The sequence below is a fragment of the Microbacterium sp. ABR10 genome (genome assembly GCF_057812175.1).
Genome location: NZ_CM173821.1, coordinates 1172197 through 1199193 on the forward strand (window position 1 = coordinate 1172197; position 26997 = coordinate 1199193).

The window sequence follows — 26997 nt, forward strand, 5'->3', positions numbered from 1 at the left end:
CGTGGCCGGCCGACGTATCGCGGTCATCACGGCGGGCCTGTCGACCCCGTCGTCCACGCGCATGCTCGGCGACCGTCTCGCGCACGCCGCGCTCGCCGAGCTCCGGGAGCGAGGGATCGACGCCACTAGCGACGTGTTCGAGCTCCGCGACTGTGCGCACGAACTCACCGACAACCTGCTCACGGGCTTCGCGCCGCCCGCGCTCGAGCAGATGATCAACACGGTCGTCTCGGCCGACGGCATCATCGCGGTGACGCCGATCTTCTCGACCAGCTACTCGGGCCTGTTCAAGTCGTTCATCGACGTGCTCGACCCGCAGGCGCTGAACGGCACTCCCGTGCTGATCGGTGCCAACGCGGGGACCGCGCGTCACTCGCTCGCGATCGACTACGCCATTCGTCCGCTGTTCACCTACCTGCACGCCAATCCCGTGCCGACCGGCGTGTTCGCGGCATCCAGCGACTGGGGATCCAACGCCGACGAGGTCGCCCCGCTCGGTGCGCGTGTCGACCGCGGCGCCCGCGAGCTGGCCGACGCCATCGCCGCGCGCGAGCCCGTGCGTGACGCCGACCCGTTCGACCCGTCGTCGTATCTCGGCGAGGGTCGCTCGTTCGGCCACCTGCTGGGCGGTCTGTCGGGAGAGTGACCCCGCCGAGAAGCCCCGCCGCCCGTGAAGGGGGGCGGGGCTTCGTCGTGCCGACGAGGTGCGTGGAGTGGCGACGACGGTCATCGGAATCGGGACGCCGCCACAGAATCGGGGCGGCACGGCCGTGGCATCCGATTCCGTTGCGTCGGGCCGATTCTGGTGCGACGCCGGGCGGGCGGCGCCCCGAGCGCCGGCACGACACGGCGGCCCTAGGGTGGGGGCGACGAGAAGGAGCCCGAATGGATGCCACGCAGTGGGACGAGCGTTACCGCGCCTCGGCCGGGGGAGTGTGGGCCGCCGAGCCGCCCGCCGTCGTGCGCGAGATCACCGCGTCTCTGCGACCGGGAACCGCCATCGACGTCGCGACCGGTGACGGACGCACGGCGGTCTGGCTCGCAGCCCGCGGCTGGGCGACGACCGGCGTCGACTTCTCGACCGAGGCGCTCGCGCTGGCCGCGGCGCGTCCCGGCGGGGATGCCGTGACCTGGGTGCACAGCGATGTGACGACGTGGGGGCCGGTGGCATCCGTCGATCTCGTCGTCTCGTGCCACCTGCACCTGCCCGACAGTGCGGCCGCCGTGGCGCGGATGGCGGAATGGGTGGCTCCGGGCGGTGTGCTCGTGGTCGTCGGCCACGATGTCGACAACATCGCGGCCGGAGGCCACGGGCCCGCCGATCCCGCGATCCTGTACACGCCGGCGCTCCTGCGCGGGGCAGTGGATGAGCGGTTCCACGTCGCCCGGTGCGGTCGGATGACGCGTTCCCCCGCGGATGCCGAGCTGCGCGGAGGTCACGCCGCACATGCGGTCGACACGTTGCTGCACGCGGTGCGGGTGCGCTGACCGAGGCCGCGGAGGGCATGCCGCGTCCGCCGGGCAATGGTGCGGGCCCGGCGGTCAGCCCCCGTGCTCGGGGTTGTGGATCGCTGACGTGCAGTGCCCCCGGGGGTCCTGCGTGCGTCGGGAAGAATGTGTCAGCCGCGCTCGCTTCGACGGAACGGCTTGCGTCGATCGGCGAACACGTAGCCGACTCCGACGACGAGCAGCAGGACGAACACGAACGCGATCGACCCGAGAATCTCAGCGGGGGGCGCCTCGGTCGGGTCGAGGAACGGGTAGGGATAGTTGCTGGGCTTCGGCGCGAAACCGGTGAACCGCGGGTCGAAGAACGCGCCCCGCACCATCGTGTAGACCAGCCACAGGGCCGGCCAGCCGAGGAAAGCGAGGTCGCGGCGACGAAAGCCCTGCCGCGGCTCCACGACGAGAAAACCGACCAACGTGAGCAGCGGGGCGGCGTGGTGGAACACCTGGTTGTACACCGCCGCAAGGCCGGTCAGGTGCACGGACCGCGCGAGGAACAGCACGTAGACGATGCCCGTGACGGTGATTCCGACCAGCGCCGCCAACCGGAGGATCCTCCACCAGGTTTCCCCCGACGGCCGGGGCCGCAGACAGAGGATCGCGGAGGTGACGAGCACCAACACGTTCGACTGGATCGTGAAGTAGCTGAAGGTGTTGGCCAGGCTGCGCCCCTCGGATGCCGTGAGGATGCACTGCGCGATAAGGGTGGCGGTGAGCCCCACTGCCAGGATCCCGTAGTACACACGGACCGCCTGCCGTCGACGCACGCTCAGCGGCGGCAGGGACACGTCAGGACCGATGAAGCGGCTCACGCGCTCATGCTAGGGCGCGGTCCCCGCGTCGTCACGCACCTGCGTGTGGCGTACGACCCGTTGCGGCCGGCGGGTGCATGAACATACGGCGCTCACGAGTATCGCCCGGCATCGTGTGACCGCGCGGCCGCCACCCGGTGACCGGGCCGGGCCCCCTCACAGCACGATGTCGGCGACCCCCTCGAGCTCGCGGGCGACGACCGGACGCAGCCCCCGCCGCACGAAGATGTCGGCGTCGGCGAGCGGACCGACCTCGAGGCCCGCTTCTGCCGCGATGTCGGTGATCGGCACCTGGAACGTACGGAAGGTACCGAGCGGCGTCACCGTCAACCCTTGACGCGTGTCGACGAGCTCGGTCTGATCGAGCACGAAACCGGCCGCCGCGAGCTCCTCACCGTTGCGCCAGGCCGCGATCTTCCAGAACCGCAGGGGCACGCGGATGCCGCGGTAGGGCGGGTCGGCCTCGTCGAGCACCGGGGCGGTGAACACCACGATGCGCTGGTCGGTCGTCTCGGCGTAGGCGAGGACGTGGTCTTCGAGCCCGAGCCACAGCTCTTTCGACTGGTTGAAGCCGGCCGCCTGGGGAGCGGCGTTCGTATAGAAGAACGTCGCCTCGGTGGCATCCCGAGCCTCTGACGCCGACCCCCAGCCGGGATCGCGGCGACGCACGAGGTGACCGCGATCGAGGTCATTACGACTGTAGACCTCGGGGCCGGCCTGGTCGTCGTCGTCTACCCGCGGGTCGAGGCGCCACTCGCCCGTGCGGGGCTGGTCGCGCAGCGTCGCGCCGTCGATGACGACGCCGGTGACGGCGGCGAATCGGCGCTCCTCGTCGAGCAGCACCGAGAACCGCGGGTAATCGAGCCGCGTGGCGGGTCGGGTGGGCGCGGGAAGGGGAAGGGGGATGCCGAGGAAGTCGGGGTCGTAGCCGTCGCTCATGCCTCCATCGTGCCGTGGACCTCCGACATCGCGACAGACTGGCGCAATGGAACAGCACGTGAAGACGAGGTCGGACGCGCCCGCCGGATTCTTCGCCGTGGAGGCCGCGGGCCTGCGGTGGCTGGCGGAGGCGCAGGGAGCGCGCACGGCCGAGGTCATCGATGTCGAGCCCGACCGCATCGCCCTCGAACGCATCGCGGAGGTGCGTCCGACCGCGGACGCCGCCGCCGGCTTCGGCGCCGCGCTCGCCGCGACCCACGACGCCGGCGCCGACGCCTTCGGCTCCCCGCCGCCCGGACACCACGGCGACATCTTCATCGGCCGCCGCCCGCAGCCCGCTCGGCCCACCGCGACGTGGGGCGCGTTCTACGCTGCCCAGCGCGTCGAGCCGTTCGTGCCGGTCGCGGTGGCCGCGGGAAACCTGTCGGCATCCGGAGCCGAGGTCGTCGGCCGCGCCTGCGAGGTCGTCGCGGCGGGTGCGTTCGACGACGACGAGCCGCCCGCGCGCCTGCACGGCGACCTCTGGGCGGGAAACGTGCTGTGGTCACCCGGGGGAGTGGTGCTGATCGACCCCGCGGCCCACGGCGGGCACCGCGAGACCGATCTGGCGATGCTGTCGCTGTTCGGCTGCCCGTTCCTGGAGCACATCGTCGCCGCCTATGACCGCGCCCGGCCGCTTCGCACCGGGTGGCGCGAGCGAACGCCGCTGCATCAGTTGCACCCGCTCGCCGTTCACGCCGCGGGACACGGCCCCTCGTACGGCCGGGCGCTCGTCGACGCCGCGGAGCGGACGCTCGCGCTCGTGTGAGGCGCCGGGCTTCGGCATCCGGGAGCCGACACCGCATCGTGGCCGCCGACCCTGCTCCGCCCGGGTCACCCCGCCGCTGCCGCCCGCTGCTTCGCCCGCCGCGCGAGCACGAGGTCGATCCCCACGCCGATCCCCACCGCCACCACGATCGAGACGACCACCGCCACCACGGGCCCGCCGGGCACCACGGCCGCGACGATCGCCCCGATGACCGCCTGGTACGCCGCCCATGCCAGCGCGGCCAGCGCCGCCACCGGGAGGTAGCGCACCGGATTCACCCGCGCCGCCCCGGCCGCGAGGTTGACGGCGAGACGGGCGAACGGCACGAAGCGCGCCGTGAAGAGCACGACCGCGGCGTTGCGTTCGAGACGTGCCCGCGCCCATTCCAGCGCGCCGCGCACGCGGGGTCCGCGCATCCACGCCCAGCGCTCCACACCCACCGTGCGTCCGACCAGGTAGCAGCAGGCGTCACCCGCGAAGGCCGCCGCCGCCGCCACGAGGATCACTGATGCCAGGGGGAACGTCTCGTGCGACACGGCCAGCGCCCCGAACGCGGTCACCGCCGCCTCGCCCGGGACGACGACGAGGAACGCGTCGGCGAAGACGAGCGCCGCCAGTGCGACGAGCGCCCAGGGGTTCGCGGCGATCGCCTGCAGCCACGCGTCGACACCGTCCATCCGGTCACTCTCCGCCGCCGATCGAGACGCCCGGCCGACCGGGCGGTGACGCCCGGCGGAGCATCGGGTGAACATCGCGAACGTCGCGCACGGAGCCGGCATCCGGCCCCCACCCTGGTGTCGTGAGAGTCGCGCTGCTGGCCGAATCCTTCCTCCCGCACATGAACGGGGTCACCGGTTCCGTTCTCCATGTGCTGCGTCACCTCGCCGAGGCGGGGCACGAGACCCTCGTCATCGCCCCTCGGGCGGGTGATGTGACCGCCGATCTGCACGGCGCCCGCACGGAGCTGCTGCGCTCCGTCCCGCTGCCGTCCTACCCCGAGGTGCGCGTGGTCTTCGCCCGAGCGGCGCGCCTGGGGGCGCTGCTACGCGATTTCGACCCCGACGTGGTGCACCTGGCATCCCCGTTCGTGCTCGGATGGCAAGGACTCGCCGCCGCCGACGCGCTGAAGATCCCCTCGGTTGCGATCTACCAGACCGACGTCGTCGCCTACGCCCAGAAGTACGGGGTGCCCCACGCCACCGCCCTCGTCGCCGGTCACGTCGCGCGCCTGCACCGTCGCGCGACCCTCACCCTCGCGCCCTCGTCAGCCTCCACCCGGCAGCTCTCCGACCTCGGTGTCGACCGCATCCGCCGCTGGGGCAGGGGAGTGGATGCCGTGCGCTTCGCCCCCGAGCACCGCGATGCGGCATGGAGGGCCGAGGTCGCCCCGCGCGGCGAACGCATCATCGGATACGTCGGACGCCTCGCGCCCGAGAAGCAGGTCGACGATCTGCGGGCGCTCGCCGATCTCCCCGGCACCCGACTGGTCATCGTGGGCGACGGGCCCTCGCGCCCCGCGCTCGAGAGGGCGATCCCGGATGCCGTGTTCACCGGCCACCTGTCGGGCGACGCCCTCGCGCGGGCCATGGCGGGCTTCGACGTCTTCGTGCACCCGGGCGAGAGCGAGACGTTCGGGCAGACCATCCAGGAAGCCCTCGCCAGTGGCGTTCCCGTCGTCGCGACGGGTGTCGGCGGTCCGCTGGACCTCGTGCGTTCGAGTGTCGACGGGTGGCTCTACAAGCCGGGCGACCTCGACGATCTGCGCGGGCGCGTCGCCGACCTCGTGGGCGATGAGTCGAAGCGCCGCGCGTTCGCCCGCGCCGCCCGCGAGGCCGTGCAGGGGCGTACGTGGGAAGCCCTGACCCGCGACCTCGTCGGGCACTATCAGGATGCCGTGGCCCTGCGCCGCATCGACGACAGCCTGCTGCTACGCGGGGGTCCACGGCCGGCCGCGCCCGCGGCATCCCGCACCCGGGGCCGCTGGACGCGCTACGTCGCCCTCGGCGACTCGCTCACCGAGGGATTGTGCGACACCTCGCGTATGCCCGCGGGGCAGTTCCGCGGGTGGGCGGACCGCCTCGCCGAGCTCCTCGCGCACACGAGCGAGGCGGGTCCGTTCCGCTACGCGAACCTCGCCGTGCGCAGCCGCCGGGTGCGCCATCTCATCGATGAGCAGGTGCCCGACGCCCTCGCGCTGCAGCCCGATCTGGTGTCGATCCTCATCGGGGCGAACGACCTGCTCGCTCCGGCGCTGGTGATGCCGGCCCTCGTCGCCGAGGTCGACTCCGCGGTGCGGGCGGTCCGTCGCACCGGGGCCGATGTGCTGCTCGTCACGACGTTCCTTCCGCGCCGGCCCGCCGCGCGCCTGTTCGCACGACGGTTCGCGGCCTACAACGTGGAGCTGCGCCGCATCGCGCAGGAGCAGGGGGCGATCCTGCTCGATCTCGAGGCCGTCGCCGAACTCGGCGAGCTGCCCCTGTGGGCGGACGACCTCGTGCACCTGCGCTCGTCGGGGCATCGCCTCGTCGCTTATCGCGCCGCGGAGGCGCTGGGCGTGCCCGATGCCCGCGCGCTGCTGGATCTCGACGAGGCGTTGCACGCCGACACCGACGACGCGCCGCGCGGGACCTGGCTGACTCGCGACGCGTTGCCGTGGGTGTGGCGCCGCGTGCGCGGACGCACCGCCGGCGACGGTATCCGGGCGAAGCACGCCGGTTACGTGGAGCTTCCCACGCGTGGCGATCGGGAGCGCGCCGACGCGGTGTGAGGCCGGGGTCCCGGGGTGTGTGGCGGGTCCGGCGACCTCGACGGGCTCAGCCACCGGTAGCGGGTGAGCGGAGCTCAGTACCAGCCGTTCCGTTCGGAGTGGTCCCACGCGCCGCAGGGGCTCCCGTACCGCGCGTCGATGTACGACAGGCCCCACGAGATCTGCGTGGCTCCGTTGGTACGCCAGTCCAGTCCCGCGGATGCCATCTTCTCGCCCGGCAGAGCCTGCGGGATGCCGTAGGCGCCGCTCCAGGGGTTCTCGGCCTGTACGCGCCACCCCGACTCGCGGTTCCACAGCAGGTTCAGGCACGAGAACTGATCGTCGCCCCAGCCGTAGGCGCCGATCTGTCCGCGGGCGTTCGCCCGGGCCTCATCGGGGGTCATGATCGATGTCGACGGCGGAGGTGTCGACCCGCCGCCCGAGCCCGAGCCGCCGGAGCCGGACCCACCGGAGCCCGAGCCGCCGGAGCCTGCCCCGCCGCCCGAACTCGACCCTCCGCCGCTTCCCGATCCGCCGGAGCCGGACCCCCCACCGGAGCCCGAGCCGCCAGAGCCGGACCCACCGGAGCCTGACCCGCCGGAGCCTGACGACCCACTGGAGCCCGAAGAACCACTGGAGCCCGATGAAGCGCCGGACGACGATCCGCCGCCGGCAGGGCCCGCCCCGCCGCCCGTCGCCCCGCCCGGTGCCGCGGCGTCCTGCTGCGCCTTCTCGCGAGCACGCGCGGCTTTCTCGGCCGCAGCCGTCGACGCGCGCAGTGCCGCGAGCTGCGCGTAGAGGTCGTCGAGGCGTGCCTGCGCGGCCGCGACGCTGGCCGACTCGGCATCCGCCTCGACCCGCGCCGCGTCGGCGGTGGCGCGGGCTTCATCGGCTAGTCGCGCGGCCTCCGCGCGCGCCTGGTCGGCTTGGTCGCTCAGGGACGCGGCGATGTCGGCCGCGCTGCGCGCTTGCCCGGCGGTGCGCGCGGTCGCCGTCGCCACCCGGTCCAGAATGCCGAGACGCGCGAGCAGTGAGTCGGGGTCGGCGTCGGTCAGCAGCTGTGCGACGAGCGGCCCGCCGCCGACCGTGCGGTACAGGCGCGCGGCGGTCGCTCCCGCTTTCTCGCTCTTATCCGACAGGTCGGTCGCGGCCTCGGCGCTGCGGGCGGCGAGGGCGTCCGCCCGCGCCGCCGTCGAGTCGGCGAGGGCCCGCGTGCGCTCCGCGGCGGTCGACGCGTCGAGGGCGCGTCGTGAGGCCTGCACGGCCGTGGCCTCCGCGGCATCCAGTTGCTGCTTCACCTGGTCGACAGCTCCTTCGTCGACGGCCGCGAGCGGGGGTGTCGTCCGCGCCGACAGCGCCGTGGCGCTCGCCGGAGCGACGAGGAGGGCGCCCGCCAGCACGGCGCACGCGAGGAGCGTGTGACCTCTGCGACGGATGGGACCCATGAGGTCACGGTAGAGCACGCGGACCCTCCGCGCCCAGCTCCGGAGCGCGGTCGCTGGTAGGGTGGAGACGAATGCCGTCTTGGCATCCGCTCAATTGCATATGAGCTCACGGAGCAGGCCGGCAGACGCTGGTCCCCTGTGGTGGACTCCCCGTCGCTTGCCGGGTGGTCGTCTACTGGTGGCCAGTCGCCGGGATTTCCGGGCCGACACGTCGGCGCGCCCTTTCTGCCTGTTCCTGCTCCTTCGCATGTCAGCTCGTCGCCCACACGGGGCGGCGAGCCTAAACAAAGAAGGAGGGACCTCTTGGAAGGTCCAGAAATCACCGCCGCTGAAGCCGTTCTCGACAACGGCCGTTTCGGCACCCGCACCATCCGTTTCGAGACCGGCCGCCTCGCCCAGCAGGCGCAGGGCGCTGTCGCCGCCTACCTCGACGAAGAAACGATGCTCCTGTCGGCCACCAGCGCCGGCAAGCACCCGCGTGAAGGCTTCGACTTCTTCCCGCTGACCGTCGACGTCGAAGAGCGTTCGTACGCCGCCGGCAAGATCCCCGGCTCGTTCTTCCGCCGCGAGGGTCGCCCCTCCACCGAGGCCATCCTCGTGTGCCGCCTCATCGACCGCCCGCTGCGCCCGTCGTTCGTCGACGGCCTCCGCAACGAGGTGCAGATCGTCGTCACCGTGCTGTCGATCGCCCCCGGCGAGTTCTACGACGCCCTCGCGATCAACGCGGCGTCGCTTTCGACCCAGATCTCGGGTCTGCCGTTCTCCGGCCCCATCGCGGGTGTGCGCCTCGCGCTCATCCCCGGTCACGGCGAGAACGCCGACCAGTGGGTCGCGTTCCCCACCGTCACCCAGCTCGAAGACGCCGTCTTCGACCTGATCGTCGCGGGCCGCGTGCTCGACGACGGCGACGTCGCCATCATGATGGTGGAGGCCGAAGCCACCGAGGGCAGCTGGAACATGATCAAGGGCGGTGCGACCAAGCCGAACGAGCAGGTCGTCGCCGAGGGTCTCGAGGCTGCGAAGCCGTTCCTGCGTCAGCTCGTCGACGCGCAGAACGAGGTCGCCCGCACGGCGGCCAAGGAGATCCAGTCGTTCCCCGTGTTCCCGGCCTACAGCCAGCAGACGTACGACTTCGTCGCCGGCCGCGCCTACGACCGTCTGGTGCCCGTGTACCAGATCGCCGACAAGCAGGAGCGCCAGAACGCCGACGACGAGGTCAAGACCTCGGTGAAGGAGCAGCTGCTCTCCGCCGTCGAGTCGGGCGAGCTGCCCGCGGTCGCGACCCTGGAGTTCAACGCCGCGTACAAGTCGGTCACCAAGACCATCGTCCGTGGTCGCATCCTCGCCGAGGGCGTCCGTATGGACGGTCGTGGCCTGGCGGACATCCGTCCGCTCGACGCCGAGGTGCAGGTCATCCCGCGCGTGCACGGTTCGGCGATCTTCCAGCGCGGCGAGACCCAGATCCTGGGTGTCACCACGCTGAACATGCTCAAGATGGAGCAGCAGATCGACTCGCTGTCGCCGGTGACGCACAAGCGCTACATGCACCACTACAACTTCCCGCCCTACTCGACCGGTGAGACCGGTCGCGTGGGCAGCCCGAAGCGTCGCGAGATCGGGCACGGCTTCCTCGCCGAGCGCGCGCTCGTCCCGGTGCTCCCCAGCCGCGAGGAGTTCCCCTACGCGATCCGCCAGGTGTCCGAGGCTCTCGGCTCCAACGGGTCGACGTCGATGGGCTCGGTCTGCGCTTCGACCCTGTCGCTGCTGAACGCGGGTGTGCCGCTGCGCGCCCCCGTCGCCGGTATCGCCATGGGCCTGGTCACGGACGAGGTCGACGGACAGACGCGCTACGCCGCCCTGACCGACATCCTCGGTGCCGAAGACGCCCTCGGCGACATGGACTTCAAGGTCGCCGGTACCTCGGAGTTCATCACCGCGATCCAGCTCGACACCAAGCTCGACGGCATCCCGTCGTCGGTCCTGGCCGCCGCCCTCACCCAGGCGAAAGAGGCGCGTCTGACGATCCTCAACGTCCTGAACGCCGCGATCGACGCGCCCGACGAGATGGCGCCCACCGCGCCCCGCGTCATCAGCGTGCAGATCCCGGTCGACAAGATCGGCGAGCTCATCGGACCCAAGGGCAAGACGATCAACTCCATCCAGGACGAGACCGGCGCCCAGATCTCGATCGAAGACGACGGCACCGTGTACATCGGCGCGACCGACGGCCCCTCGGCCGAGGCCGCCCGTGCGCAGGTGAACGCGATCGCCAACCCGACCAACCCCGAGGTCGGCGAGCAGTTCCTCGGAACCGTCGTCAAGATCGCGACCTTCGGCGCGTTCGTCTCGCTGCTGCCCGGCAAGGACGGCCTGCTGCACGTCAGCGAGGTCCGCAAGCTCGCCGGTGGCAAGCGCGTCGAGAACGTCGAAGACGTGCTGTCGGTCGGTCGCAAGATCCTCGTGCGCATCACGAAGATCGACGACCGCGGCAAGCTGTCGCTCGAGCCCGTCGTCGACGAGGAGGCCACCACTCCCGAGCCCGCCGACACGCAGAGCTCGGCCGCCGCGAGCGAGGGCCCCGAGGCTCCCGCCGAAGGCTGATCCTCACCTCTTCGGATGCCCGTCCCGCCTCGTGCGGGGCGGGCATCCGTCGTGTGACGGGTGAGACGGATGGGAATAGTGTGACGACGCCGCGCGCAAGCGTTACGCAATGTTTATCGGCGGACCGGGCGAAAGGCGGGCGCCTTTCGGGTGAGCGCCTAATCTCGAAGTACGTCGGGGGGCGTGCTGATACGGCGTCGGCCGTACCGTCGCCTGACGCGGGAGGACCCCATGAGCGGCTCGGGCGTCGGAGAGACGGCCACGCCGCGCCTGCGCCGCGATCGTGCCCCGCACCCCTCGGCGCCCGTCACGCTCCAGGGCCCGGGTCTCGGTTCGCACGTGCGGGTGCCGCTCGGTGAGACGGGGTTCTCGGTCTTCCCGCTCTTTCTCGGCGGCGGCGAGTTCGGCTGGAACGTCGACGCCCGCGAGAGCCACGAGATCCTCGACGCCTACGCCGAGCTCGGTGGCAACGCCCTGCACACGGCCGACAGCTACGCGGCCGGTCGCAGCGAATTCATCATCGGCGAGTGGCTGCGCACGCGCCGGATGCGCGACGACGCGGTGCTGGCCGTGCGCGTCGGCGGCCACCCCGATCATCCCGGCCTCGACTCGGTCAACCTCGTGCGTGCGGTCGAAGCCTCGCTCACCCGTCTCGGCACCGATCGCATCGACGTGCTCTCGCTCGACGCCGCTCGTGGCGGTAGGGGGCTGCTCGAAGACACGCTCGCCACCAGCGAATGGCTGGTGGAGTCGGGCAAGGTCCGTGCGATCGGCGCCCACGGCTACACCGCGGCGCAGCTCGTCGAGGCGCGCATCCTGTCGTCCGCGGGTTACCCGCGCATCACGGTGCTCGACGTGCCGTACAACGTGCTGCACCGGACGGAGTTCGACGGCGACGTGCGGTTGATCGCCGCGGCGCAGAACATGGCCGTCACCCCGTCCCACCCCCTCGCGCACGGCTTCCTGGCGGGCGAGACGCGCACGCGCGGCCAGTCGCCGAAGTCGGTGCGCGGCACCCAGGTCGCGGCGAACCTGAACCGCCGGGGGTCGCGGGTGCTCCGGGCGCTCGACGCCGTCGGCATGGAACTGGGACTCCCGGATGCCGCCGTGGCGGTGGCCTGGCTCTTGGCGCAGAAGATCGTCACGGCGCCGATCGTCAACGCCTTCGCGCCGCGCCATGTCGTGGAATGCATGCGCGCCGTGGGCGTGCGACTCAGTCGGGCTCAGTTGTCGGATATCGCGCGCGCCGCCGAGTGACGGTCTCCTCTTCGGGGGCGTGACGTAGGCTGGTGGGACCGGCCGGGGGACGGCAGATCGACAACGGGGTGGGCTTCACGTGACGCATTACATCTACCTGGTGCGCCATGGCGAGCACCAGGATGCCGAGCACGGGCTCACCGACGGCCCCCTCTCTCCGCGGGGTCACCGTCAGGCCGCCCTGCTCGCCGACCGCCTCTCGGGTCTTCCCCTCGACGCGGTGTGGCACTCGCCCCTGGAGCGCGCGGCGCAGACGGCGGGTGCCGTGGCCGATCGGTTGCCGGCGGTCTCGCCGGTGTCCTCGGCGCTGCTGTTCGACTGCGTGCCCACGGGTATGACCCCCGAGACGCCCGCCGCCTATGAGCCGTTCTTCGGATCGGTCACCGAGGCCGAGGTCGATGCCGGTCGTGCCCAGATGGCCGACGCGACGGCGGAGTTCCTCGCTCGCAAGGCCGGAGAGGTGCACGAGCTCCTGATCACCCACAACTTCGTGATCTCGTGGTTCGTGCGCGAGGTGTTGCAGGCGCCCGACTGGCGATGGATGACGATCAACCAGGCCTACTGCGGTCTCACCGTCATCGCGCAGAAGAAGGGTCGCCCCTGGACGCTGCTCTCGCACAACGACCTCGCACACCTGCCGGTCGAACTGCGCACGGGGCTGGTCGACCCTCTGCCGGTCTGAGACGCGGCGGCCCGCCCGTGTCGGACACCGAGCGGTGGCCGGGCGCGGTGTCCGCGGCGCGTCTGTGGACAGAGCCCGGCCACCGCCCGCGGCGCCGCTTAGGCTGGAACGCATGACGACACGCGTGGCCATCGTGGGCGGAACCGGCAAGCTGGGCGGGGTGATCCGCGAGGTCATCGAGGGCGAAGAGGGGTACGAGGTCGTCGCGGTGCTGGGCTCGCGGTCCGACCTCGCCGAGCTCGCCGGGGCCGATCTCGTCGTCGATGCCTCGACTCCCGCCGTCTCCATCGACGTCGTGCGCGCCGCGATCGAACGCGGGATCAACGTGCTGGTCGGCACGTCGGGGTGGTCCAACGAGCGCATCGCGCTCGTGCGGCCCCTGGTCGAAGCGAGCGGTACCGGTGCGGTGTTCATCCCTAACTTCTCGCTCGGCTCCGTCATCGGCAGCGCCCTCGCGGCAGCTGCGGCACCGTTCTTCCCCTCGATCGAGATCATCGAAGCGCACCGCGAGACCAAGGTGGATTCACCGAGCGGCACGGCCGTCCGCACGGCCGAGCTGATCGCCGCCGCCCGCGCCGATGTGGGGCCCGTCGAGTCCCCGCACGTCGACCAGCGCGCTCGGGGCCAGCGTGTGGCATCCGTGCCCATCCACTCGCTGCGGCGCCCGGGTGTGGTCGCGCGACAGGAGACGGTCCTCTCCGGTGCGGGGGAGTCGCTGACCCTCGTCCATGACACCGTCGACCCCGCCACGGCGTACGCTCCCGGCATCCGTATCGCCCTGGCCGCCGCCCGTGAGACGCGGGGCGTGGTGATCGGGCTCGACAGTTTCATCGACATCGGGGTGCGCACGCGTCCCGAGATGCCCGAAGCACCCGTCGCCGACGGAGATGTGTCGGGCCAGGTCGCTGGCGCCACCAGCGCATGAGGGTCCGCGTCGCCGTCGCCCTGATGACGGTGCTGCTTCTGCTCTACGTCGCGCTGGCGGGGCAACGCGCCCTCATTCTGGTGACCAGCGGCGAGCCCGTCGCCATCGCGATGGGCGTTGCGCTGTTCGTGCTGCCTCTCTTGGCGCTGTGGGCGATCGGGCGCGAAGTGTGGTTCGGCGTCCGAGCCCAGCAGCTCGGCGAGCGACTGGATGCCGAGGGGGGTCTTCCCGACGAAGACCTGCCGGTGCGGCCGAGCGGGCGCATCGAACGCGAGGACGGCGACGCGCTGTTTCCGCGGTATCGCGCCGATGTCGAGGCGAACCCCGGCGACTGGCGCGCACGCTACCGCCTCGCGCTGGCCTATGACGCGGCGGGCGACCGTCGGCGAGCGCGCTCGGCTGTGCGCACGGCGATCCGGCTCGAGAGCGCGGATCGCCGCACGGGCTGACGGGCGGGGGCGCCTTCAGGCCGCGTCGTGGGCGGGGACCGCGGATGCCACGGCCTCCTCGACCGTGCGGTGCGTGAAGGTGAAGCCGCTCTCCTCCAGCGCCGCCGGACGCACATCGGCATCCGAGGTCAGCAGGGCCTCGGTCGCATCCTTCCCGAGGGCGAGCTTGACCCCCCACACGGGAGCACGCAGAAGATACGGACGGTTCATGCGCTGTGCGAGCGCGAAGCCCAGGTCGTTCGCCGTCGCCCGCGTGGGACCGGTCAGGTTCACGGGCCCGGACAGGTCTGAGTCGATGACGTGGCGGATGGCGCGCACCTCATCGTCGAGGGTGATCCAGGGCCATACCTGAGTTCCTCGTCCGATCGGACCCGAGACGCCGAGCTTCGTCAGGAGGAGGAGGGGCTTGAGCACACCTCGTTCGTGCACGACGGGAGCGGTGCGCAACAGGGCGACACGGGCGCGGTCGCCTGCGGCACGCGCCGCCTCCTCCCAATCGACGCAGATGTCGACGAGGAATCCCTCGCCGCGCGGGGACGTCTCGGTGAGGACCGCACCGGGCTGAGAGCCATAGAAGCCCGTCGCGCTCGCGTTGACGAGCGCGGGAGCGTCGTCGCCGAGCGCACGGACGGCGGCGGCCAGGGTGCGCGTGGGCGTGATGCGCGACCACAGCAGTGTGCTTTTGTACGACGGGGTCCACGGGAAGCGTCCGATCGACGCACCGTTCAGACAGACCACCGCGTCGGCACCCGCGATCACATCCGGATCCAACGGAGTGGCACCCTGCAGCCATTGCACCTCGTGCGGGCTCTCGGGCGCGTGGCGCACCAGAGAGGTGACTTCGACGCCGTCGCCGCGCAGCGAGTCGATGAGGGCGGAGCCGATGAGGCCCGACGCGCCGGCGATGACGACGCGTCGGGCGGGGGTCTCAGGCAAGCGTCGCCTCGAGGGTGATGTCGATGCCCGAGAGCGCCTGCGAGACCGGGCAGTTGGCCTTGGCGTCGGCGGCGATCTTCTGGAACGTCTCGTCGTCGAGGCCGGGAACGACCGCGTTGACGTTGAGGTGGCTGCCGGTGATGCCGGTGCCGGGCTTGAAGGTCACGGACGCGGTCGTGTCGACGGATTCCGGCGGCGTGCCGTTGTCGGCGAGGGCGTTGGACAGCGCCATGCTGAAGCACGCGGAGTGCGCGCCGGCGAGCAGTTCTTCGGGCGTCGTGACGGAGCTCGACCCTTCGCTACGGGCCTTCCAGTTCACGTCGAACGAGCCGATGCCCGACGAGGTGAAATTGACTTCGCCCGATCCCTCGAACAGGCTGCCCTTCCAGGCGGTGGCTGCTTCGCTCGTGACGGCCATGGGAACCTCCGTGATGTCTGCGCGGCCGGGGTGACCGCGGCGCGTGCGCACGGTCTGGGCGACCGTGACGCGGCCAGCCTAGTGAGCGCGCACGGCGCCACCCGGGTCTTGACAGCCCCTCATGCGCCCCCGCTAGGCGAGGGCCGAACCGCGCCGCCCCACGAGTCCGGTGCGCTGCAGGAGCAGGTAGAGCTGGCATCCGAGGCACAGGCCGAACACCGCGTTGAGGAAGGCGGCGACGAAGGCCATTGCGGCGGCGATCGGCAGCGCCCAGGGAACCCCGGCCAGGTGCAGCAGCAGGCCGACCGCGGTCACGAGCAGGCCGACGCCCTGCGCGAAGCGCGGAGGACGCGGGTCTTCGAACTCGGTCGGCGGTGACAAGCGCGGCTGGACCACCCGGCGGTACAGGACGCCCCAGGGGGCGGTGCGGGGCGCGGCGACGCCCCAGACGAACAGTAGGGCGACGACGAGGAGCAGGAGGAAGCCGGGGTCGGCGACGCGGGCGCCGAGGGACGCTTGCTGCACGGCCCAGACCGAGGGGGCGAATGTCTGGCCCGACAGGGGTTGGTAGGCGATGTAGCCTCCGGTGGCGCGTGTCGAGATGCCTACGAGGCTCAGCACCGTCGCGACCAGCAGCAGGGCCGCGGTGATGGATGCCGCGAAGCGCGGGCCGCGGGCGTCGATGCGCGAGACGTCAGGCATGGGTGTTCTCCTTCAGCAGTCGGTCGAGCTCGAGTTCGATGACCGCGCGGCCGGGGGGCCCGCCGAACCGCGTGCGGATCGCCCCGCGTCGGTCGAGGACGAGGGTGGTCGGTGTCTGCAGGACGCGGAAGTGCTGCGCGAGGTCGGGACGGTTCGTGAGGTCCACGTCGAGGTGGCGGACGCCGGCGCGCGCGTCGGCGACCTCGGACAGCATCCGATGCACACCCGGGCAGCGCGAGCACATCTCGGTGCTGAACTGGAGCAACGTCGCCTTCTCGCCGAGTCCGTCGGCGCCGAGACGCCGGGGATCTACGACCTCGGCCGAATCGACCGCACGAGCGCGGCCCTGTCGGCGGCGCAGGGCGAGCCCGGCGACGGCCGTCAGGGCGACGAGCGCCCCGGCCGCGATGAGCGCGAAAGTCAGATCCACGACACGCAACGCTAATGCGCGTCGACGCGCCCGGGGCCGATGAGTCGCCGCATGACGACGGGCGCGAGGGGTCCCCGCGACCGCGGCGCACCGGCATCCCTCCTCCCCAGCCGGTGTCCGTCCCCGGTGCCGTGCGCGCACCCTCCTCGCGGCGCTCGCGCGGGTATCGTGAACCGCGTGACAGCCGACATCCCCACCCCGTACGAAGACCTGCTCCGCGACGTGCTCGCGACGGGTGTGCACAAGTCCGATCGCACGGGCACCGGCACCACCAGCGTCTTCGGGCGACAGATCCGTTTCGATCTGGCCGAGGGCTTCCCCCTCGTCACCACGAAGCGCGTGCACCTCAAATCGATCGTGTACGAACTGCTGTGGTTCCTCCGCGGCGAGTCCAACGTTGCGTGGCTGCAAGAGAACGGAGTCTCGATCTGGGACGAATGGGCAAATGCCGACGGCGAACTCGGGCCCGTATACGGGGTGCAGTGGCGCTCGTGGCCGACCGCCGACGGCGGCACCATCGACCAGATTACCCAGGTCATCGAGCAGATCCGCCGCGACCCTGACTCGCGTCGGCTGATCGTGTCGGCATGGAACCCCGCCGACATCCCCGAGATGGCGCTCGCGCCCTGCCATGCGCTGTTCCAGTTCTACGTCGCCGACGGCAAGCTGTCGTGCCAGCTGTATCAGCGCAGCGCCGACATGTTCCTCGGCGTCCCGTTCAACATCGCGTCGTACGCGCTGCTGACCCTCATGGTCGCTCAGCAGACGGGCTTGGAGCCGGGCGAGTTCGTCTGGACGGGCGGCGATTGCCACGTCTACGACAACCACCGCGAGCAGGTGGCCGAGCAACTCACCCGCGAGCCGTACGCGTACCCGACGCTGCGTTTCGCCCGGACGCCGGAGTCGATCTTCGACTACGCCTACGACGACATCGTCATCGAGAACTACCAGCACCACCCCGCCATCCGCGCGGCCGTCGCGGTATGACGATGCTCGGGCTCGTCTGGGCGCAGGCGCACGACGGCGTGATCGGCGCCGACGGGGGGATGCCGTGGCACGTACCCGAAGACATGACGCATTTCCGTGCGGTCACGGGGTCGTCCGACGTCATCATGGGCCGGCGTACATGGGAGTCGCTTCCCCCGCGTTTCCGGCCGCTCCCGGGTCGCCGCAACATCGTGGTCACCCGTTCGGCGGACTGGGCGGCCGACGGGGCGCACCGCGCCGCCTCGCTCGACGACGCGCTCGCGCGGGCCGCGGGCGCCGAGGTCTGGGTGATCGGGGGCGGTCGCCTCTACGCCGAGGCCATCCACCGCGCCGACGTCATCGAACTGACCCGGCTCGATCTCGCCGTCGAGGGCGACACCTTCGCCCCGTCGCTCGACGGGTGGCGCACAGTGTCCGGAGACCCCGCCGACGGCTGGCATACGTCGACGAGTGGCATCCGGTACCGTTTCGAGACCCTCCGGCCGTCGGGGCGCTGACGTGGCGACCGCGCTGATCACCGGCGCCAGCTCGGGACTCGGTGCCGAGTTCGCACGCCAGCTCGCCGCCCGCGGGGCCGACCTCGTGATCGTCGCCCGCGACCGTCTTGCGCTCGAGGCGCTCGCCGCCGACCTTCGCGGCCGTCACCGGGTGGGGGTCGACGTGCTCGTCGCCGATCTGCTCGAAGACGTCGCACGCGGGGCGGTCGAGGCGCGTCTCGCAGACGGCGTCGACGTGCTCGTCAACAACGCCGGATTCGGTCTCGACCTCGCCTTCGCCGACAACCCGGTCGACGACGAGGTGCGGCATCTGCGCCTGCACGTCGAGGCGGCCATGCGCCTCACCCACGCCGCGCTGGGGCCCATGCTCGCGCGGGGGAGCGGCCGCATCGTCAACGTCGCCTCGATCGCGGGCTTCGTCCCGCGCGGCACCTACGGTGCGGCGAAGGGCTGGCTCATCTCGTTCAGCCGGTGGGCGAATGTGGTCTACCGGCCCCGGGGCGTCACCGTCACCGCGGTGTGCCCCGGCTTCGTGCACACGAACTTTCACGAGCGTCTCGGTCTCGCTCCGGGTCACGAGGGGGTCGCTCCCGGTCTGTGGCTCGACGCGGCGACCGTCGTGCGGCAGGGACTCCGTGCGGCCGCACGTGGGCGAGCGGTGAGCGTGCCGTCATGGCGCTACAAGATCCTCGTGGCGGGTTCGCGCCTGCTCCCCGACCGCGCCGTCGTACGCGCAGCGGCTCGGGGGCGGTGAATTCACCGTGGCGCTCCTCGACGGACGTCCGACGCGAGGGCCCGGGCTTGAGCCGCGTCGCGGGGCGCCGACTTCGCGCGTCGAGGCACGGTGACGACGGCCCCGCCGCGACGGCCCCGCCACGACGCCGCGGCGCGACGCCCCGCCACGGCCTCGGCCTCCCACCTTGAGGCACGGCGCCGCGGCCGCGTCCCGCTCGTCTAGCGGAATCGCCCCAGCCGAATGCCCGCGAAAGCCAGCGCTGCGATCGTCTCACCGTCGGTGATCTCCCCGTCGGCGATGAGGCGCAGTGCGTCGGCGAACGGCACCCATCGCACGGCGTCGATCCCCTCCTCGCGCTGCGAGATCGCGGCATCCGCCACCGTCAGACCCCGCGCGAGGAAGACGTATTCGGGGGCGTCGGCGATGCCGTTCAGGGCGTTCATGCGCCCGAGGGACTGCCAGTCGGATGCCGTGACGCCGGTCTCCTCGAGCAGTTCGCGCCGGGCGGCCACCAGCGGATCCTCCCCGTCGGAGCCGCCCGCCGGAACCTCGATGGAACGCCCGGTGGTGTAGCGGTCCAGCTCGATCAAGCAGACACGGTCCGCCTCGTCGAGGGCGATCACGAACACCGCGGGGTGCTGCATCCGGACGACCCCGTAGATGCCGTCGCCGTGCGGCCCGGTCACCTCGTCTTCGCGCACGTGGATCCAGCGGTTCTCGTACGTGGTGCGCGTGGTGCGGGTGGTCCAGGCCATGCCGCCACCCTAGGCCGCTCGGTGGTCGCGGATTGTTCACCACAGACGGGCGCCCCGCCGGGGGAGGCGCCCGCCGAACCGATAACCTGGACGTATGACGCACTCCGGCAATCCCTTCGGTCAGGTGCTCGTCGCGCTCATCACCCCGATGACCGCCGACGGCGAAGTCGATTGGCCCGCCACAGAGAAGCACATCGACGACGTCATCACCGCCGGTGCCGACGGCATCGTCGTCACGGGCACGACGGGTGAGACCTCCACCCTCACCGACCCCGAGAAGCTGCGGCTGGTCGAGGTCGGCAAAGACGTTTCGGCCGGGCGCGCCAAGATCGTCACCGGCGGCGGATCGAACGAGACCGCCCACGCCATCGAGCTCTACAAGGCCAGCGAGAAGGCCGGCGCCGACGGCATCATGATCGTCACGCCGTACTACAACAAGCCCACGCAGGCCGGCATCCTGACGCACTTCCGTCTCGTCGCCGACGCCACCGACCTGCCCGTCATCCTGTACGACATCCCCGGTCGCACGGGCGTGCCCATCAAGTACGAGACGATCCTGCGCCTCGCCAAGCACCCCAACATCCTCGCGATCAAAGACGCCAAGGGCGATTTCAGCGAGGTCAGCCGGGTGCTGAATCAGACCGACCTGATCTACTTCTCGGGCGATGACGCCAACGTCCTCCCGCACCTCTCGATCGGGGCGTCGGGCCTCATCGGCGTGACGGCCAACATCGCCGCGGCTCCGTACCGCACGATCGTCGATGCCGTGAACGCCGGCGACCTGGCATCCGCCACCGCCGCCCACAAGGGACTCGAGCCGCTCGTGCGCGCGGTCATGACGCACGTGCCGGGGACGGTCGCCGCGAAGTACATCCTGCACGGGCTCGGCCGCATCGGCAGCCCGCGCGTGCGTCTGCCCCTCGTCGGTCCCGAAGAGTGGGAGGCCGCCGTGATCGAAGACGAGCTGGCCCTCGTGAAAGACGTGGCCGGCGCCGACTTCTCCAACTTCCGCCCCGACCGCAATGCGGCCGCCGGCGGCGCCCTGCCGAAGGTGCACGGCACCACGCGATAAGAACATCGGCGTCCGCCGATCCGCGGCCAGGGACGCCACACAGAGGGATGCCACGCGGTGGCATCCGAGGAGGCAATATGCCCACGACCGTCTACGATCCCCCCGCCCTCGCTCCCGGCACCCTGCGCGTGATCCCGCTCGGCGGCCTCGGCGAGGTCGGTCGCAACATGACCGTGTTCGAGTACGAGGGCAAGCTCCTCGTCGTCGACTGCGGCGTGCTGTTCCCCGAGGAGCACCAGCCCGGGGTCGACCTGATCCTGCCCGACTTCGAGCCCATCAAGCACCGCCTCGACGACATCGTCGGCGTCGTGCTCACCCACGGTCACGAAGACCACATCGGCGCCGTTCCCTACCTGCTCAAGCTCAAGGCCGACATCCCCCTCATCGGTTCGGGCCTCACTCTCGCCCTCATCGAGGCGAAGCTGAAAGAGCACCGGATCCGCCCCTACACGCTGACCGTGAAAGAGGGTCAGCGTGAGCAGGTCGGCCCGTTCGACCTCGAGTTCGTCGCCGTCAACCACTCCATCCCCGACGCGCTCGCCGTCGCCATCCGAACCCCCGCGGGCCTCGTGCTGGCCACCGGCGACTTCAAGATGGACCAGCTGCCGCTCGATGGCCGCATCACCGACCTCCGCGCCTTCGCGCGGCTGGGCGAAGAGGGCGTCGACCTGTTCCTGGTGGACTCCACGAATGCCGATGTCCCGGGTTTTACCCCCGCCGAGAAGGCCATCGGCCCCGTGCTCGATCAGGTCATCGCGCGCGCGCCGCGCCGCGTCGTCGTGGCGAGCTTCTCGAGTCACGTGCACCGTGTGCAGCAGGTGCTCGACGCCGCCCACGCGAACGGGCGCCGCGTGGCGCTGCTCGGGCGCAGCATGGTGCGCAACATGGGTATCGCCGCCGACCTCGGCTACCTGAACGTCCCCGACGGCGTGCTGATCGACTACAAGAAGGCCCGCGACCTGCCCGACAACAAGATCGTCTACATGTCGACCGGGTCTCAGGGCGAGCCGATGGCGGTGCTCAGCCGCATGGCCAACCTCGACCACGCGATCGAACCGGGCGAGGGCGACACGATCATCCTGGCATCCAGCCAGATCCCCGGGAACGAGAACGCGATCTACCGCGTGATCGACGGGCTGACCAAGCTCGGCGCGACCGTCGTGCACAAGGGCAACGCCAAGGTGCACGTGTCGGGTCACGCCGCCGCGGGTGAGCTGCTCTACTGCTACAACATCCTCAAGCCCAAGAACGTCCTGCCCGTGCACGGCGAGTACCGCCACCTCATGGCGAACGCGAAGCTGGCGCGCGAGACGGGGATCCCGGAAGAGAACACGATCCTCGGCGAGAACGGCACCGTGGTGGACCTCCGCGACGGCGTCGCGCGCGTCGTCGGCCAGGTCGACATCGGATTCGTCTACGTCGACGGTTCGTCGGTGGGAGAGATCACGGATGCCGACCTCAAGGACCGCCGCATCCTGGGCGAGGAGGGCTTCATCTCGGTGATCGTCGTCGTCGATTCGGCGACGGGCAAGATCATCTCGGGTCCCGAGATCCACGCCCGCGGGTTCGCCGAGGACGACAAGGTGTTCGACAGCGTCAAGCCCAAGATCGCCGCTGCCCTGGCCGAGGCGGCCAAGTCGGGTGTCCGCGACAACCACGCGCTCCAGCAGGTCGTGCGCCGCACCATCGGTCGCTGGGTCAACCAGTCGCTCCGTCGTCGGCCGATGATCGTCCCGATGGTCATCGAGGCCTAATCGACACGAAGCGCCGCGGGTTCGCCCGCGGCGCTTCGTCGTTCCCGCGCGGGTGGCCCCCTCGGTGATCGCTCCGTGCGCGCCGGGTGGGGTGAGGGTGCGGCTGCCTTGCGGACCTCGCCGTTCTGTCGCGAGCGGCGCTTGTCGCTATCATGCGGGCATGCCCGCTCTCCCGATCCGCGCGGCGCTCCGGTCTGACGGCGTGTTCCTGGCCGACATGGCCGTCGAGGCCGCCAATTGGCGTGCCGGCGCCGCGCGTCCGCGCCACGAGATCATCAGCAGCCCGGAGTACAGCAGGTACATCGCCGGCTGGCTCCGTCCCGGCGACGCCGGGTTCATCGCCGAATCTCCCGGCGGTGAGCCGGTGGGCGCCGCGTGGTACCGCATGCTGCCCCGTGACGAGCCCGGTTTCGGCTGGGTGGGCACCGGTGTCCCCGAACTGATCATCGGCGTACGGCCGGTGTGGAGAGCCCACGGAATCGGCCGCGCCCTGCTGCGGCGGCTCGCCGACCACGCCCGCGGCGAGGGGTATGCGCGCATCAGCCTCAGCGTCGAGCGCGACAACTACGCGGTCTCGCTGTACCGGTCGGAGGGTTTCGCGGTCGTCCGCCGCGGGATCGGACGCGACGCCATGGTCAAGCGGCTGGGCTGAACCCCGCGTCGGTGCGAGCGAATGTCGGAGGTGCCGCCTACCGTGGAGGAATGGCTCGTACCTCGTCCCCGTCCGGCGGCCGCGCCCCCGCGAAGGGGTCAGCGCGGTCCAAGGCCCCCGCTCCCGCGCCCAAGCGCTACGTCGACGAGCCCGAGAAGCCCGCGGTAGCCGTTCGCGCGTGGATGGCGGTCGCCCACGGCGTCGGCGGCATGTTCCGCGCGTTCGGCCCCGAGACCCTCGAACGCGATCAGCGTCGCGACGGGTTCCCGTTCTTCCTCGTCGTGCTCGCCGTGATCGGCGCGGTCGTCGAGTGGTTCTTCATCGGGACGGATGCCGCGGCGATCATCAGCGCCTACAGCTTCGGCGCCCTCGTCGGTCGCGTCGCGTTCGTACTCCCGGTGCTGCTTCTCCTGCTCGCGGGCTGGCTCTTCCGCCACCCGGCCTCCGTTCATGACAACGGGCGGGTGGGGATCGGCTTCGGCTTGTTCGTCGTGACCGTCGCCGGCTTCCTGCACGTCGCGGGCGATCGTCCTGTGCCCAACCAGGGCGGCCTGCCCGCCCTGAGCCCTGCCGGCGGTATCGCCGGGTGGATCGTCGGTGAGCCCCTCGCGCTCGTCCTGCAAGACGTGGGCGCCTACATCGCACTGTCACTGCTCGCCGTGCTGAGCGTCCTCATCCTCACCAAGACGCCGCCCAACCGCATCGGTCGTCGTCTGGGCGACCTGTACGCGTGGATGTTCGGGGTCGAACGCACCGAGCGGCCCGATCCGGCCACCAAGGCGCTCCCCGTCGACGACGACGATGACGCGCCCGCCGAGAAATCGCTCCCGTGGTGGCGGCGCAACCGATCCGGGCGTGAAGAAGACGCCGACGGCGCGCTCGGGTCCGACGACCTCACGACGCTGCTGTCCCCGGGGACGCCGCAGGGCGGCTTCGAGTCGGCGGTCGTCGCTCCCGAGCCGGTAGCGCAACGCGTGTCGACGCCGTCCGTGACGCCTCCGCCGCGCCCCCCGGCCCCCGATGCGGTGACCGAGATCTTCGACCCACGCGTCCTCCAGGCGGCCGCATCCGGCCGCGGCCTCCACGACGACTCGCCGGTCGACGACAGTGTCGGCGACGATGACCTGCCCGGCATCGCGGGCCTCGGCGGCGACAACGCCGGTGCGCCGCCGGCGGCCAATTACCGCCTCCCGGCCGTCACCGCGCTGGCCAGCGGCACACCGCCCAAGGCGCGATCGGCCGCCAATGACGCGGTCGTCGCGGCCATCGAGAGCGTGATGCAGCAGTTCAAGGTCGACGCGCGCGTCACCGGGTTCTCGCGTGGTCCGACAGTCACGCAGTACGAGATCGAGGTGGGGCACGGTGTCAAGGTCGAGCGCATCACCGCCCTGACGAACAACATCGCCTACGCCGTCGCCTCGAACGAGGTGCGCATCCTCGCCCCCATCCCGGGTAAGAGCGCGATCGGTGTCGAGATCCCCAACGCCGATCGCGAGATCGTCACGCTCGGCGACATCCTCCGATCGGATGCCGCCACCACCTCGACCCATCCGATGACCATCGGCGTCGGCAAAGACGTGGGCGGCGGGTTCGTCGTGGCCAACCTCGCGAAGATGCCCCACCTGCTGGTGGCCGGTTCGACCGGTTCCGGCAAGTCGAGCTTCGTGAACTCGATGATCACGAGCCTGCTCATGCGGGCCAAGCCGTCCGACGTGCGAATGGTGCTCATCGACCCGAAGCGCGTCGAGTTGACCTCGTACGCGGGCGTCCCGCACCTCATCACGCCCATCATCACCAACCCGAAGAAGGCCGCCGAGGCGCTGCAGTGGGTCGTGAAAGAGATGGACATGCGTTACGACGACCTCGCGTCGTTCGGCTTCCGGCACATCGACGACTTCAACCGGGCCGTCGTCGCCGGTGAGTTGAAGCTGCCGGTGGGTAGCGAGCGCGTGCTCAAGCCCTACCCCTATCTCCTCGTGGTCGTCGACGAGCTCGCCGACCTCATGATGGTCGCTCCCCGCGATGTCGAAGACTCGATCGTGCGAATCACGCAGCTCGCCCGGGCCAGTGGCATCCACCTCGTCCTGGCGACGCAGCGACCGTCGGTCGACGTCGTGACGGGACTCATCAAGGCCAACGTGCCCTCGCGTCTCGCGTTCGCGGTGACGAGCGTCACGGACTCCCGCGTCATCCTCGACCAGCCGGGCGCCGACCGGCTGATCGGCCAGGGCGACGGGTTGTTCCTTCCGATGGGCGCATCGAAGGCGGTCCGCGTGCAGGGCGCGTGGGTGAGTGAGCAAGAGATCGAGAAGGTCGTCGCGCACGTCACGCAGCAGGCGCGGCCCGAGTACCGTTCCGACGTGCAGGCCGCTGCCGAGAAGAAGGAGATCGACGCCGACATCGGTGACGACCTCGAGCTGCTCCTCGCCGCCGCCGAGCTCGTCGTGTCGACCCAGTTCGGATCGACCTCGATGCTGCAGCGCAAGCTCCGTGTCGGCTTTGCCAAGGCCGGACGTCTGATGGACCTTCTCGAGTCGCGCGAGATCGTCGGCCCCTCGGAGGGGTCGAAGGCCCGCGATGTGCTCGTCACCAACGAACAGCTGCCGGCGGTGATGGCCCGCCTGCGCGGCGACGACACACCGTCCGCCCCCGTGACCGCGTCTTCCGACGATCGCTACGGCGACGACCCCATCGAGGCGCAGTTCGAGGGTCTTCCGGTCGTGAACGATGACGACGACGAGGGTTCGGAAGACGCCTGGCAGCTGACGGGACGCGACTGATGGCCGTCCATCCTCAGCTGCCCAACGCGATCACGATCGCGCGCATCCTCTGCGCGCCGATCTTCCTGTGGATGCTCCTGGCCGACGGGGGCGCGGGCGGCGGATTGCGGTGGGCGGCGGCAGTGCTGTTCATCGTCGCCATCGCCACAGACGGTGTCGACGGCTACATCGCGCGTCGGTACAACATCGTCAGCGATCTCGGCAAGCTCCTCGACCCCATCGCCGACAAAGTTCTGACGGGTGTCGCCTTCGTCGGCCTCTCCATCCTGGGCGAGCTCGATTGGTGGGTCACGATCGTCGTGCTCGTGCGCGAGATGGGCATCACCGTCTACCGATTCATCGTCGTCAGTGACCACGTGCTGGCGGCTGCCTGGATGGGCAAGCTCAAGACCGTCTTCCAGTCCATCGCGCTGTCCATCGCGCTTCTGCCGCTGGCGAGCCTGTCGGATGCGGCGGCCTGGCAGAGCGCCGTGTGGTGGGCGAGCGTGGTGACGATGACGATCGCGGTGGTCCTCACGATCGCGTCGGGTATCGACTACATCGTGACCGAGGTCCGCGCCGCGCGGAAGCGCGGAAGCCGGTGATCGACGGCGTCCCCGAGGACTTCGACGAAACCGTCGTGCGAACGCCCCGAGAAAGCGCCGGGCTCCTGCTCGAGCGTCTCGGCGAGCTCGGATGGACGATCGCGGTAGCGGAGTCGCTCACCGGTGGCCTCGTCGTCTCGTCTCTGGTCGACGTCCCGGGGGCCTCGCGATCGGTGCGCGGGGGAGTGGTCGCGTATGCGACCGACCTGAAACACGGCGTGCTGGGCGTCGATCAGGCGCTCCTCGACGCCCACGGTGCCGTACACCCCCGTGTCGCCCGACAGATGGCGCGCGGTGTTCGGGACGTCCTCGGCCGTAACGGGGTCGCCGCTGACGTGGGAATCGCCACGACCGGGGTCGCGGGCCCCGACGAGCAGGACGGCCAGCCCGTCGGGACCGTGCACATCGCCGTATCGACACCGTTGGGCACTCGCGTCGACTCGCTCGTCATCGCGGGCGACAGAGAGCGCATCCGCCGCGAGACCGCCCATCTGGCGATCCGTCGCGCGTTGGCTGCGCTATGA

General features: G+C 70.9%; 27 protein-coding genes. 18 read left to right on the plus strand and 9 right to left on the minus strand.

Going from position 1 to position 26997, the window contains the following annotated elements; translation table 11 throughout:
- Position 1: 1 nt before the first annotated feature.
- Together ACXKZF_RS05280 and ACXKZF_RS05285 are read left to right on the plus strand one after the other, a co-directional pair.
- Positions 2–646, plus strand: a complete 645-nt coding sequence (locus tag ACXKZF_RS05280; RefSeq protein ID WP_488985602.1) for an FMN reductase — start codon at positions 2–4, stop codon at positions 644–646.
- A 239-nt stretch (positions 647–885) separates the two neighbouring features.
- On the plus strand, positions 886–1488 hold the full coding sequence (locus ACXKZF_RS05285; protein WP_488985603.1) for a class I SAM-dependent methyltransferase: 603 nt from the start codon (positions 886–888) through the stop codon (positions 1486–1488).
- A gap of 131 nt (positions 1489–1619) precedes the next feature.
- Here the strand turns inward: ACXKZF_RS05285 and ACXKZF_RS05290 are convergent, their stop codons facing one another.
- Together ACXKZF_RS05290 and ACXKZF_RS05295 are read right to left on the minus strand one after the other, a co-directional pair.
- Positions 1620–2318, minus strand: coding sequence for a Pr6Pr family membrane protein (locus ACXKZF_RS05290; protein ID WP_488985604.1), 699 nt, complete (start codon positions 2316–2318; stop codon positions 1620–1622).
- Between the two features lie 156 nt (positions 2319–2474).
- Entirely contained in the window at positions 2475–3257 is a 783-nt protein-coding gene (locus ACXKZF_RS05295; protein WP_488985605.1) for a DNA/RNA non-specific endonuclease, read from the minus strand.
- Between the two features lie 46 nt (positions 3258–3303).
- Here ACXKZF_RS05295 and ACXKZF_RS05300 point away from each other — a divergent pair, with 46 nt between their 5' ends.
- Positions 3304–4065 carry a fructosamine kinase family protein gene (locus ACXKZF_RS05300; RefSeq protein WP_488985606.1) on the plus strand — a complete coding sequence of 254 codons (762 nt, stop codon included), beginning with the start codon at positions 3304–3306 and terminating at the stop codon, positions 4063–4065.
- Positions 4066–4130: 65 nt separating this feature from the next.
- On the opposite strand, the gene ACXKZF_RS05305 is transcribed toward ACXKZF_RS05300, so the two are convergent.
- A complete protein-coding gene (locus ACXKZF_RS05305; RefSeq protein WP_488985607.1) occupies positions 4131–4742 on the minus strand; it encodes a DedA family protein in 612 nt (203 codons plus the stop codon).
- Between the two features lie 122 nt (positions 4743–4864).
- Between ACXKZF_RS05305 and ACXKZF_RS05310 the strand changes: the two genes are divergently transcribed.
- Positions 4865–6832, plus strand: a complete 1968-nt coding sequence (locus ACXKZF_RS05310; protein WP_488985608.1) for a glycosyltransferase — start codon at positions 4865–4867, stop codon at positions 6830–6832.
- Positions 6833–6906: 74 nt separating this feature from the next.
- Here the strand turns inward: ACXKZF_RS05310 and ACXKZF_RS05315 are convergent, their stop codons facing one another.
- On the minus strand, positions 6907–8256 hold the full coding sequence (locus tag ACXKZF_RS05315) for a coiled-coil domain-containing protein (protein WP_488985609.1): 1350 nt from the start codon (positions 8254–8256) through the stop codon (positions 6907–6909).
- A gap of 303 nt (positions 8257–8559) precedes the next feature.
- On the opposite strand from ACXKZF_RS05315, the gene ACXKZF_RS05320 reads away from it, so the two are divergent.
- From ACXKZF_RS05320 to ACXKZF_RS05340, 5 genes are all read left to right on the plus strand, one after another.
- Positions 8560–10857: a polyribonucleotide nucleotidyltransferase gene (locus ACXKZF_RS05320; protein ID WP_055957889.1), complete on the plus strand. Its 2298-nt coding sequence runs from the start codon at positions 8560–8562 to the stop codon at positions 10855–10857.
- A gap of 231 nt (positions 10858–11088) precedes the next feature.
- Positions 11089–12114 (plus strand): aldo/keto reductase, encoded by a 1026-nt coding sequence (locus tag ACXKZF_RS05325; protein WP_055957886.1) that lies wholly within the window; start codon positions 11089–11091, stop codon positions 12112–12114.
- A 79-nt stretch (positions 12115–12193) separates the two neighbouring features.
- Positions 12194–12796: a histidine phosphatase family protein gene (locus ACXKZF_RS05330; protein WP_314452944.1), complete on the plus strand. Its 603-nt coding sequence runs from the start codon at positions 12194–12196 to the stop codon at positions 12794–12796.
- A 112-nt stretch (positions 12797–12908) separates the two neighbouring features.
- On the plus strand, positions 12909–13721 hold the full coding sequence (dapB, locus tag ACXKZF_RS05335) for a 4-hydroxy-tetrahydrodipicolinate reductase (protein WP_488985610.1): 813 nt from the start codon (positions 12909–12911) through the stop codon (positions 13719–13721).
- A complete protein-coding gene (locus ACXKZF_RS05340) occupies positions 13718–14170 on the plus strand; it encodes a hypothetical protein (protein WP_055957878.1) in 453 nt (150 codons plus the stop codon). The genes dapB and ACXKZF_RS05340 overlap by 4 nt, the downstream gene beginning before the upstream one ends.
- 15 nt (positions 14171–14185) lie before the next feature.
- On the opposite strand, the gene ACXKZF_RS05345 is transcribed toward ACXKZF_RS05340, so the two are convergent.
- The 4 genes from ACXKZF_RS05345 to ACXKZF_RS05360 all read right to left on the minus strand — a co-directional run bounded on the left by ACXKZF_RS05345 (position 14186) and on the right by ACXKZF_RS05360 (position 16656).
- Positions 14186–15106 (minus strand): TIGR01777 family oxidoreductase, encoded by a 921-nt coding sequence (locus ACXKZF_RS05345; RefSeq protein WP_488985611.1) that lies wholly within the window; start codon positions 15104–15106, stop codon positions 14186–14188.
- Complete coding sequence (locus ACXKZF_RS05350; protein WP_488985612.1) at positions 15099–15524, minus strand: OsmC family peroxiredoxin; 426 nt, start codon at positions 15522–15524, stop codon at positions 15099–15101. Before ACXKZF_RS05350 ends, ACXKZF_RS05345 begins: the two co-directional genes overlap by 8 nt.
- A gap of 132 nt (positions 15525–15656) precedes the next feature.
- Positions 15657–16226, minus strand: coding sequence for a DUF4395 domain-containing protein (locus tag ACXKZF_RS05355; protein WP_488985613.1), 570 nt, complete (start codon positions 16224–16226; stop codon positions 15657–15659).
- Positions 16219–16656: a TlpA family protein disulfide reductase gene (locus tag ACXKZF_RS05360; RefSeq protein ID WP_243222543.1), complete on the minus strand. Its 438-nt coding sequence runs from the start codon at positions 16654–16656 to the stop codon at positions 16219–16221. Before ACXKZF_RS05360 ends, ACXKZF_RS05355 begins: the two co-directional genes overlap by 8 nt.
- 177 nt (positions 16657–16833) lie before the next feature.
- Between ACXKZF_RS05360 and ACXKZF_RS05365 the strand changes: the two genes are divergently transcribed.
- From ACXKZF_RS05365 to ACXKZF_RS05375, 3 genes are read left to right on the plus strand one after another with little or no spacing between them, the layout of a single operon-like run.
- Positions 16834–17643 carry a thymidylate synthase gene (locus ACXKZF_RS05365; RefSeq protein ID WP_243222544.1) on the plus strand — a complete coding sequence of 270 codons (810 nt, stop codon included), beginning with the start codon at positions 16834–16836 and terminating at the stop codon, positions 17641–17643.
- A complete protein-coding gene (locus ACXKZF_RS05370) occupies positions 17640–18140 on the plus strand; it encodes a dihydrofolate reductase (protein ID WP_488985614.1) in 501 nt (166 codons plus the stop codon). Before ACXKZF_RS05365 ends, ACXKZF_RS05370 begins: the two co-directional genes overlap by 4 nt.
- A gap of 1 nt (position 18141) precedes the next feature.
- A complete protein-coding gene (locus ACXKZF_RS05375; RefSeq protein WP_488985615.1) occupies positions 18142–18894 on the plus strand; it encodes an SDR family NAD(P)-dependent oxidoreductase in 753 nt (250 codons plus the stop codon).
- Positions 18895–19094: 200 nt separating this feature from the next.
- On the opposite strand, the gene ACXKZF_RS05380 is transcribed toward ACXKZF_RS05375, so the two are convergent.
- On the minus strand, positions 19095–19631 hold the full coding sequence (locus ACXKZF_RS05380; protein WP_488985616.1) for an NUDIX domain-containing protein: 537 nt from the start codon (positions 19629–19631) through the stop codon (positions 19095–19097).
- A gap of 94 nt (positions 19632–19725) precedes the next feature.
- Here ACXKZF_RS05380 and dapA point away from each other — a divergent pair, with 94 nt between their 5' ends.
- From dapA to ACXKZF_RS05410, 6 genes are all read left to right on the plus strand, one after another.
- Positions 19726–20703: a 4-hydroxy-tetrahydrodipicolinate synthase gene (dapA, locus tag ACXKZF_RS05385; RefSeq protein ID WP_488985617.1), complete on the plus strand. Its 978-nt coding sequence runs from the start codon at positions 19726–19728 to the stop codon at positions 20701–20703.
- Between the two features lie 77 nt (positions 20704–20780).
- Entirely contained in the window at positions 20781–22457 is a 1677-nt protein-coding gene (locus tag ACXKZF_RS05390) for a ribonuclease J (RefSeq protein WP_314452915.1), read from the plus strand.
- 160 nt (positions 22458–22617) lie between these two features.
- Positions 22618–23109 carry a GNAT family N-acetyltransferase gene (locus tag ACXKZF_RS05395; RefSeq protein ID WP_055957843.1) on the plus strand — a complete coding sequence of 164 codons (492 nt, stop codon included), beginning with the start codon at positions 22618–22620 and terminating at the stop codon, positions 23107–23109.
- Between the two features lie 50 nt (positions 23110–23159).
- The gene (locus ACXKZF_RS05400) at positions 23160–25889 is read left to right on the plus strand and encodes a DNA translocase FtsK (protein ID WP_488985618.1); all 2730 of its coding nucleotides are present in this window, start codon (positions 23160–23162) and stop codon (positions 25887–25889) included.
- Entirely contained in the window at positions 25889–26473 is a 585-nt protein-coding gene (gene pgsA, locus ACXKZF_RS05405) for a CDP-diacylglycerol--glycerol-3-phosphate 3-phosphatidyltransferase (protein WP_488985619.1), read from the plus strand. Before ACXKZF_RS05400 ends, pgsA begins: the two co-directional genes overlap by 1 nt.
- Positions 26470–26997: a CinA family protein gene (locus tag ACXKZF_RS05410; protein WP_488985620.1), complete on the plus strand. Its 528-nt coding sequence runs from the start codon at positions 26470–26472 to the stop codon at positions 26995–26997. Before pgsA ends, ACXKZF_RS05410 begins: the two co-directional genes overlap by 4 nt.

What these genes read in the sequence shown, in the direction of transcription:
- ACXKZF_RS05400 (WP_488985618.1), top strand. Translation starts at nt 23,160, where the DNA reads ATGGCTCGTACCTCGTCCCCGTCCGGCGGCCGCGCCCCCGCGAAGGGG.
- ACXKZF_RS05315 (WP_488985609.1), bottom strand. Translation starts at nt 8,256, where the DNA reads ATGGGTCCCATCCGTCGCAGAGGTCACACGCTCCTCGCGTGCGCCGTG.
- ACXKZF_RS05300 (WP_488985606.1), top strand. Translation starts at nt 3,304, where the DNA reads ATGGAACAGCACGTGAAGACGAGGTCGGACGCGCCCGCCGGATTCTTC.
- ACXKZF_RS05395 (WP_055957843.1), top strand. Translation starts at nt 22,618, where the DNA reads ATGCCCGCTCTCCCGATCCGCGCGGCGCTCCGGTCTGACGGCGTGTTC.
- dapB (WP_488985610.1), top strand. Translation starts at nt 12,909, where the DNA reads ATGACGACACGCGTGGCCATCGTGGGCGGAACCGGCAAGCTGGGCGGG.
- dapA (WP_488985617.1), top strand. Translation starts at nt 19,726, where the DNA reads ATGACGCACTCCGGCAATCCCTTCGGTCAGGTGCTCGTCGCGCTCATC.
- ACXKZF_RS05285 (WP_488985603.1), top strand. Translation starts at nt 886, where the DNA reads ATGGATGCCACGCAGTGGGACGAGCGTTACCGCGCCTCGGCCGGGGGA.
- ACXKZF_RS05325 (WP_055957886.1), top strand. Translation starts at nt 11,089, where the DNA reads ATGAGCGGCTCGGGCGTCGGAGAGACGGCCACGCCGCGCCTGCGCCGC.
- ACXKZF_RS05370 (WP_488985614.1), top strand. Translation starts at nt 17,640, where the DNA reads ATGACGATGCTCGGGCTCGTCTGGGCGCAGGCGCACGACGGCGTGATC.
- ACXKZF_RS05295 (WP_488985605.1), bottom strand. Translation starts at nt 3,257, where the DNA reads ATGAGCGACGGCTACGACCCCGACTTCCTCGGCATCCCCCTTCCCCTT.
- ACXKZF_RS05340 (WP_055957878.1), top strand. Translation starts at nt 13,718, where the DNA reads ATGAGGGTCCGCGTCGCCGTCGCCCTGATGACGGTGCTGCTTCTGCTC.
- pgsA (WP_488985619.1), top strand. Translation starts at nt 25,889, where the DNA reads ATGGCCGTCCATCCTCAGCTGCCCAACGCGATCACGATCGCGCGCATC.
- ACXKZF_RS05355 (WP_488985613.1), bottom strand. Translation starts at nt 16,226, where the DNA reads ATGCCTGACGTCTCGCGCATCGACGCCCGCGGCCCGCGCTTCGCGGCA.
- ACXKZF_RS05305 (WP_488985607.1), bottom strand. Translation starts at nt 4,742, where the DNA reads ATGGACGGTGTCGACGCGTGGCTGCAGGCGATCGCCGCGAACCCCTGG.
- ACXKZF_RS05350 (WP_488985612.1), bottom strand. Translation starts at nt 15,524, where the DNA reads ATGGCCGTCACGAGCGAAGCAGCCACCGCCTGGAAGGGCAGCCTGTTC.
- ACXKZF_RS05390 (WP_314452915.1), top strand. Translation starts at nt 20,781, where the DNA reads ATGCCCACGACCGTCTACGATCCCCCCGCCCTCGCTCCCGGCACCCTG.
- ACXKZF_RS05380 (WP_488985616.1), bottom strand. Translation starts at nt 19,631, where the DNA reads ATGGCCTGGACCACCCGCACCACGCGCACCACGTACGAGAACCGCTGG.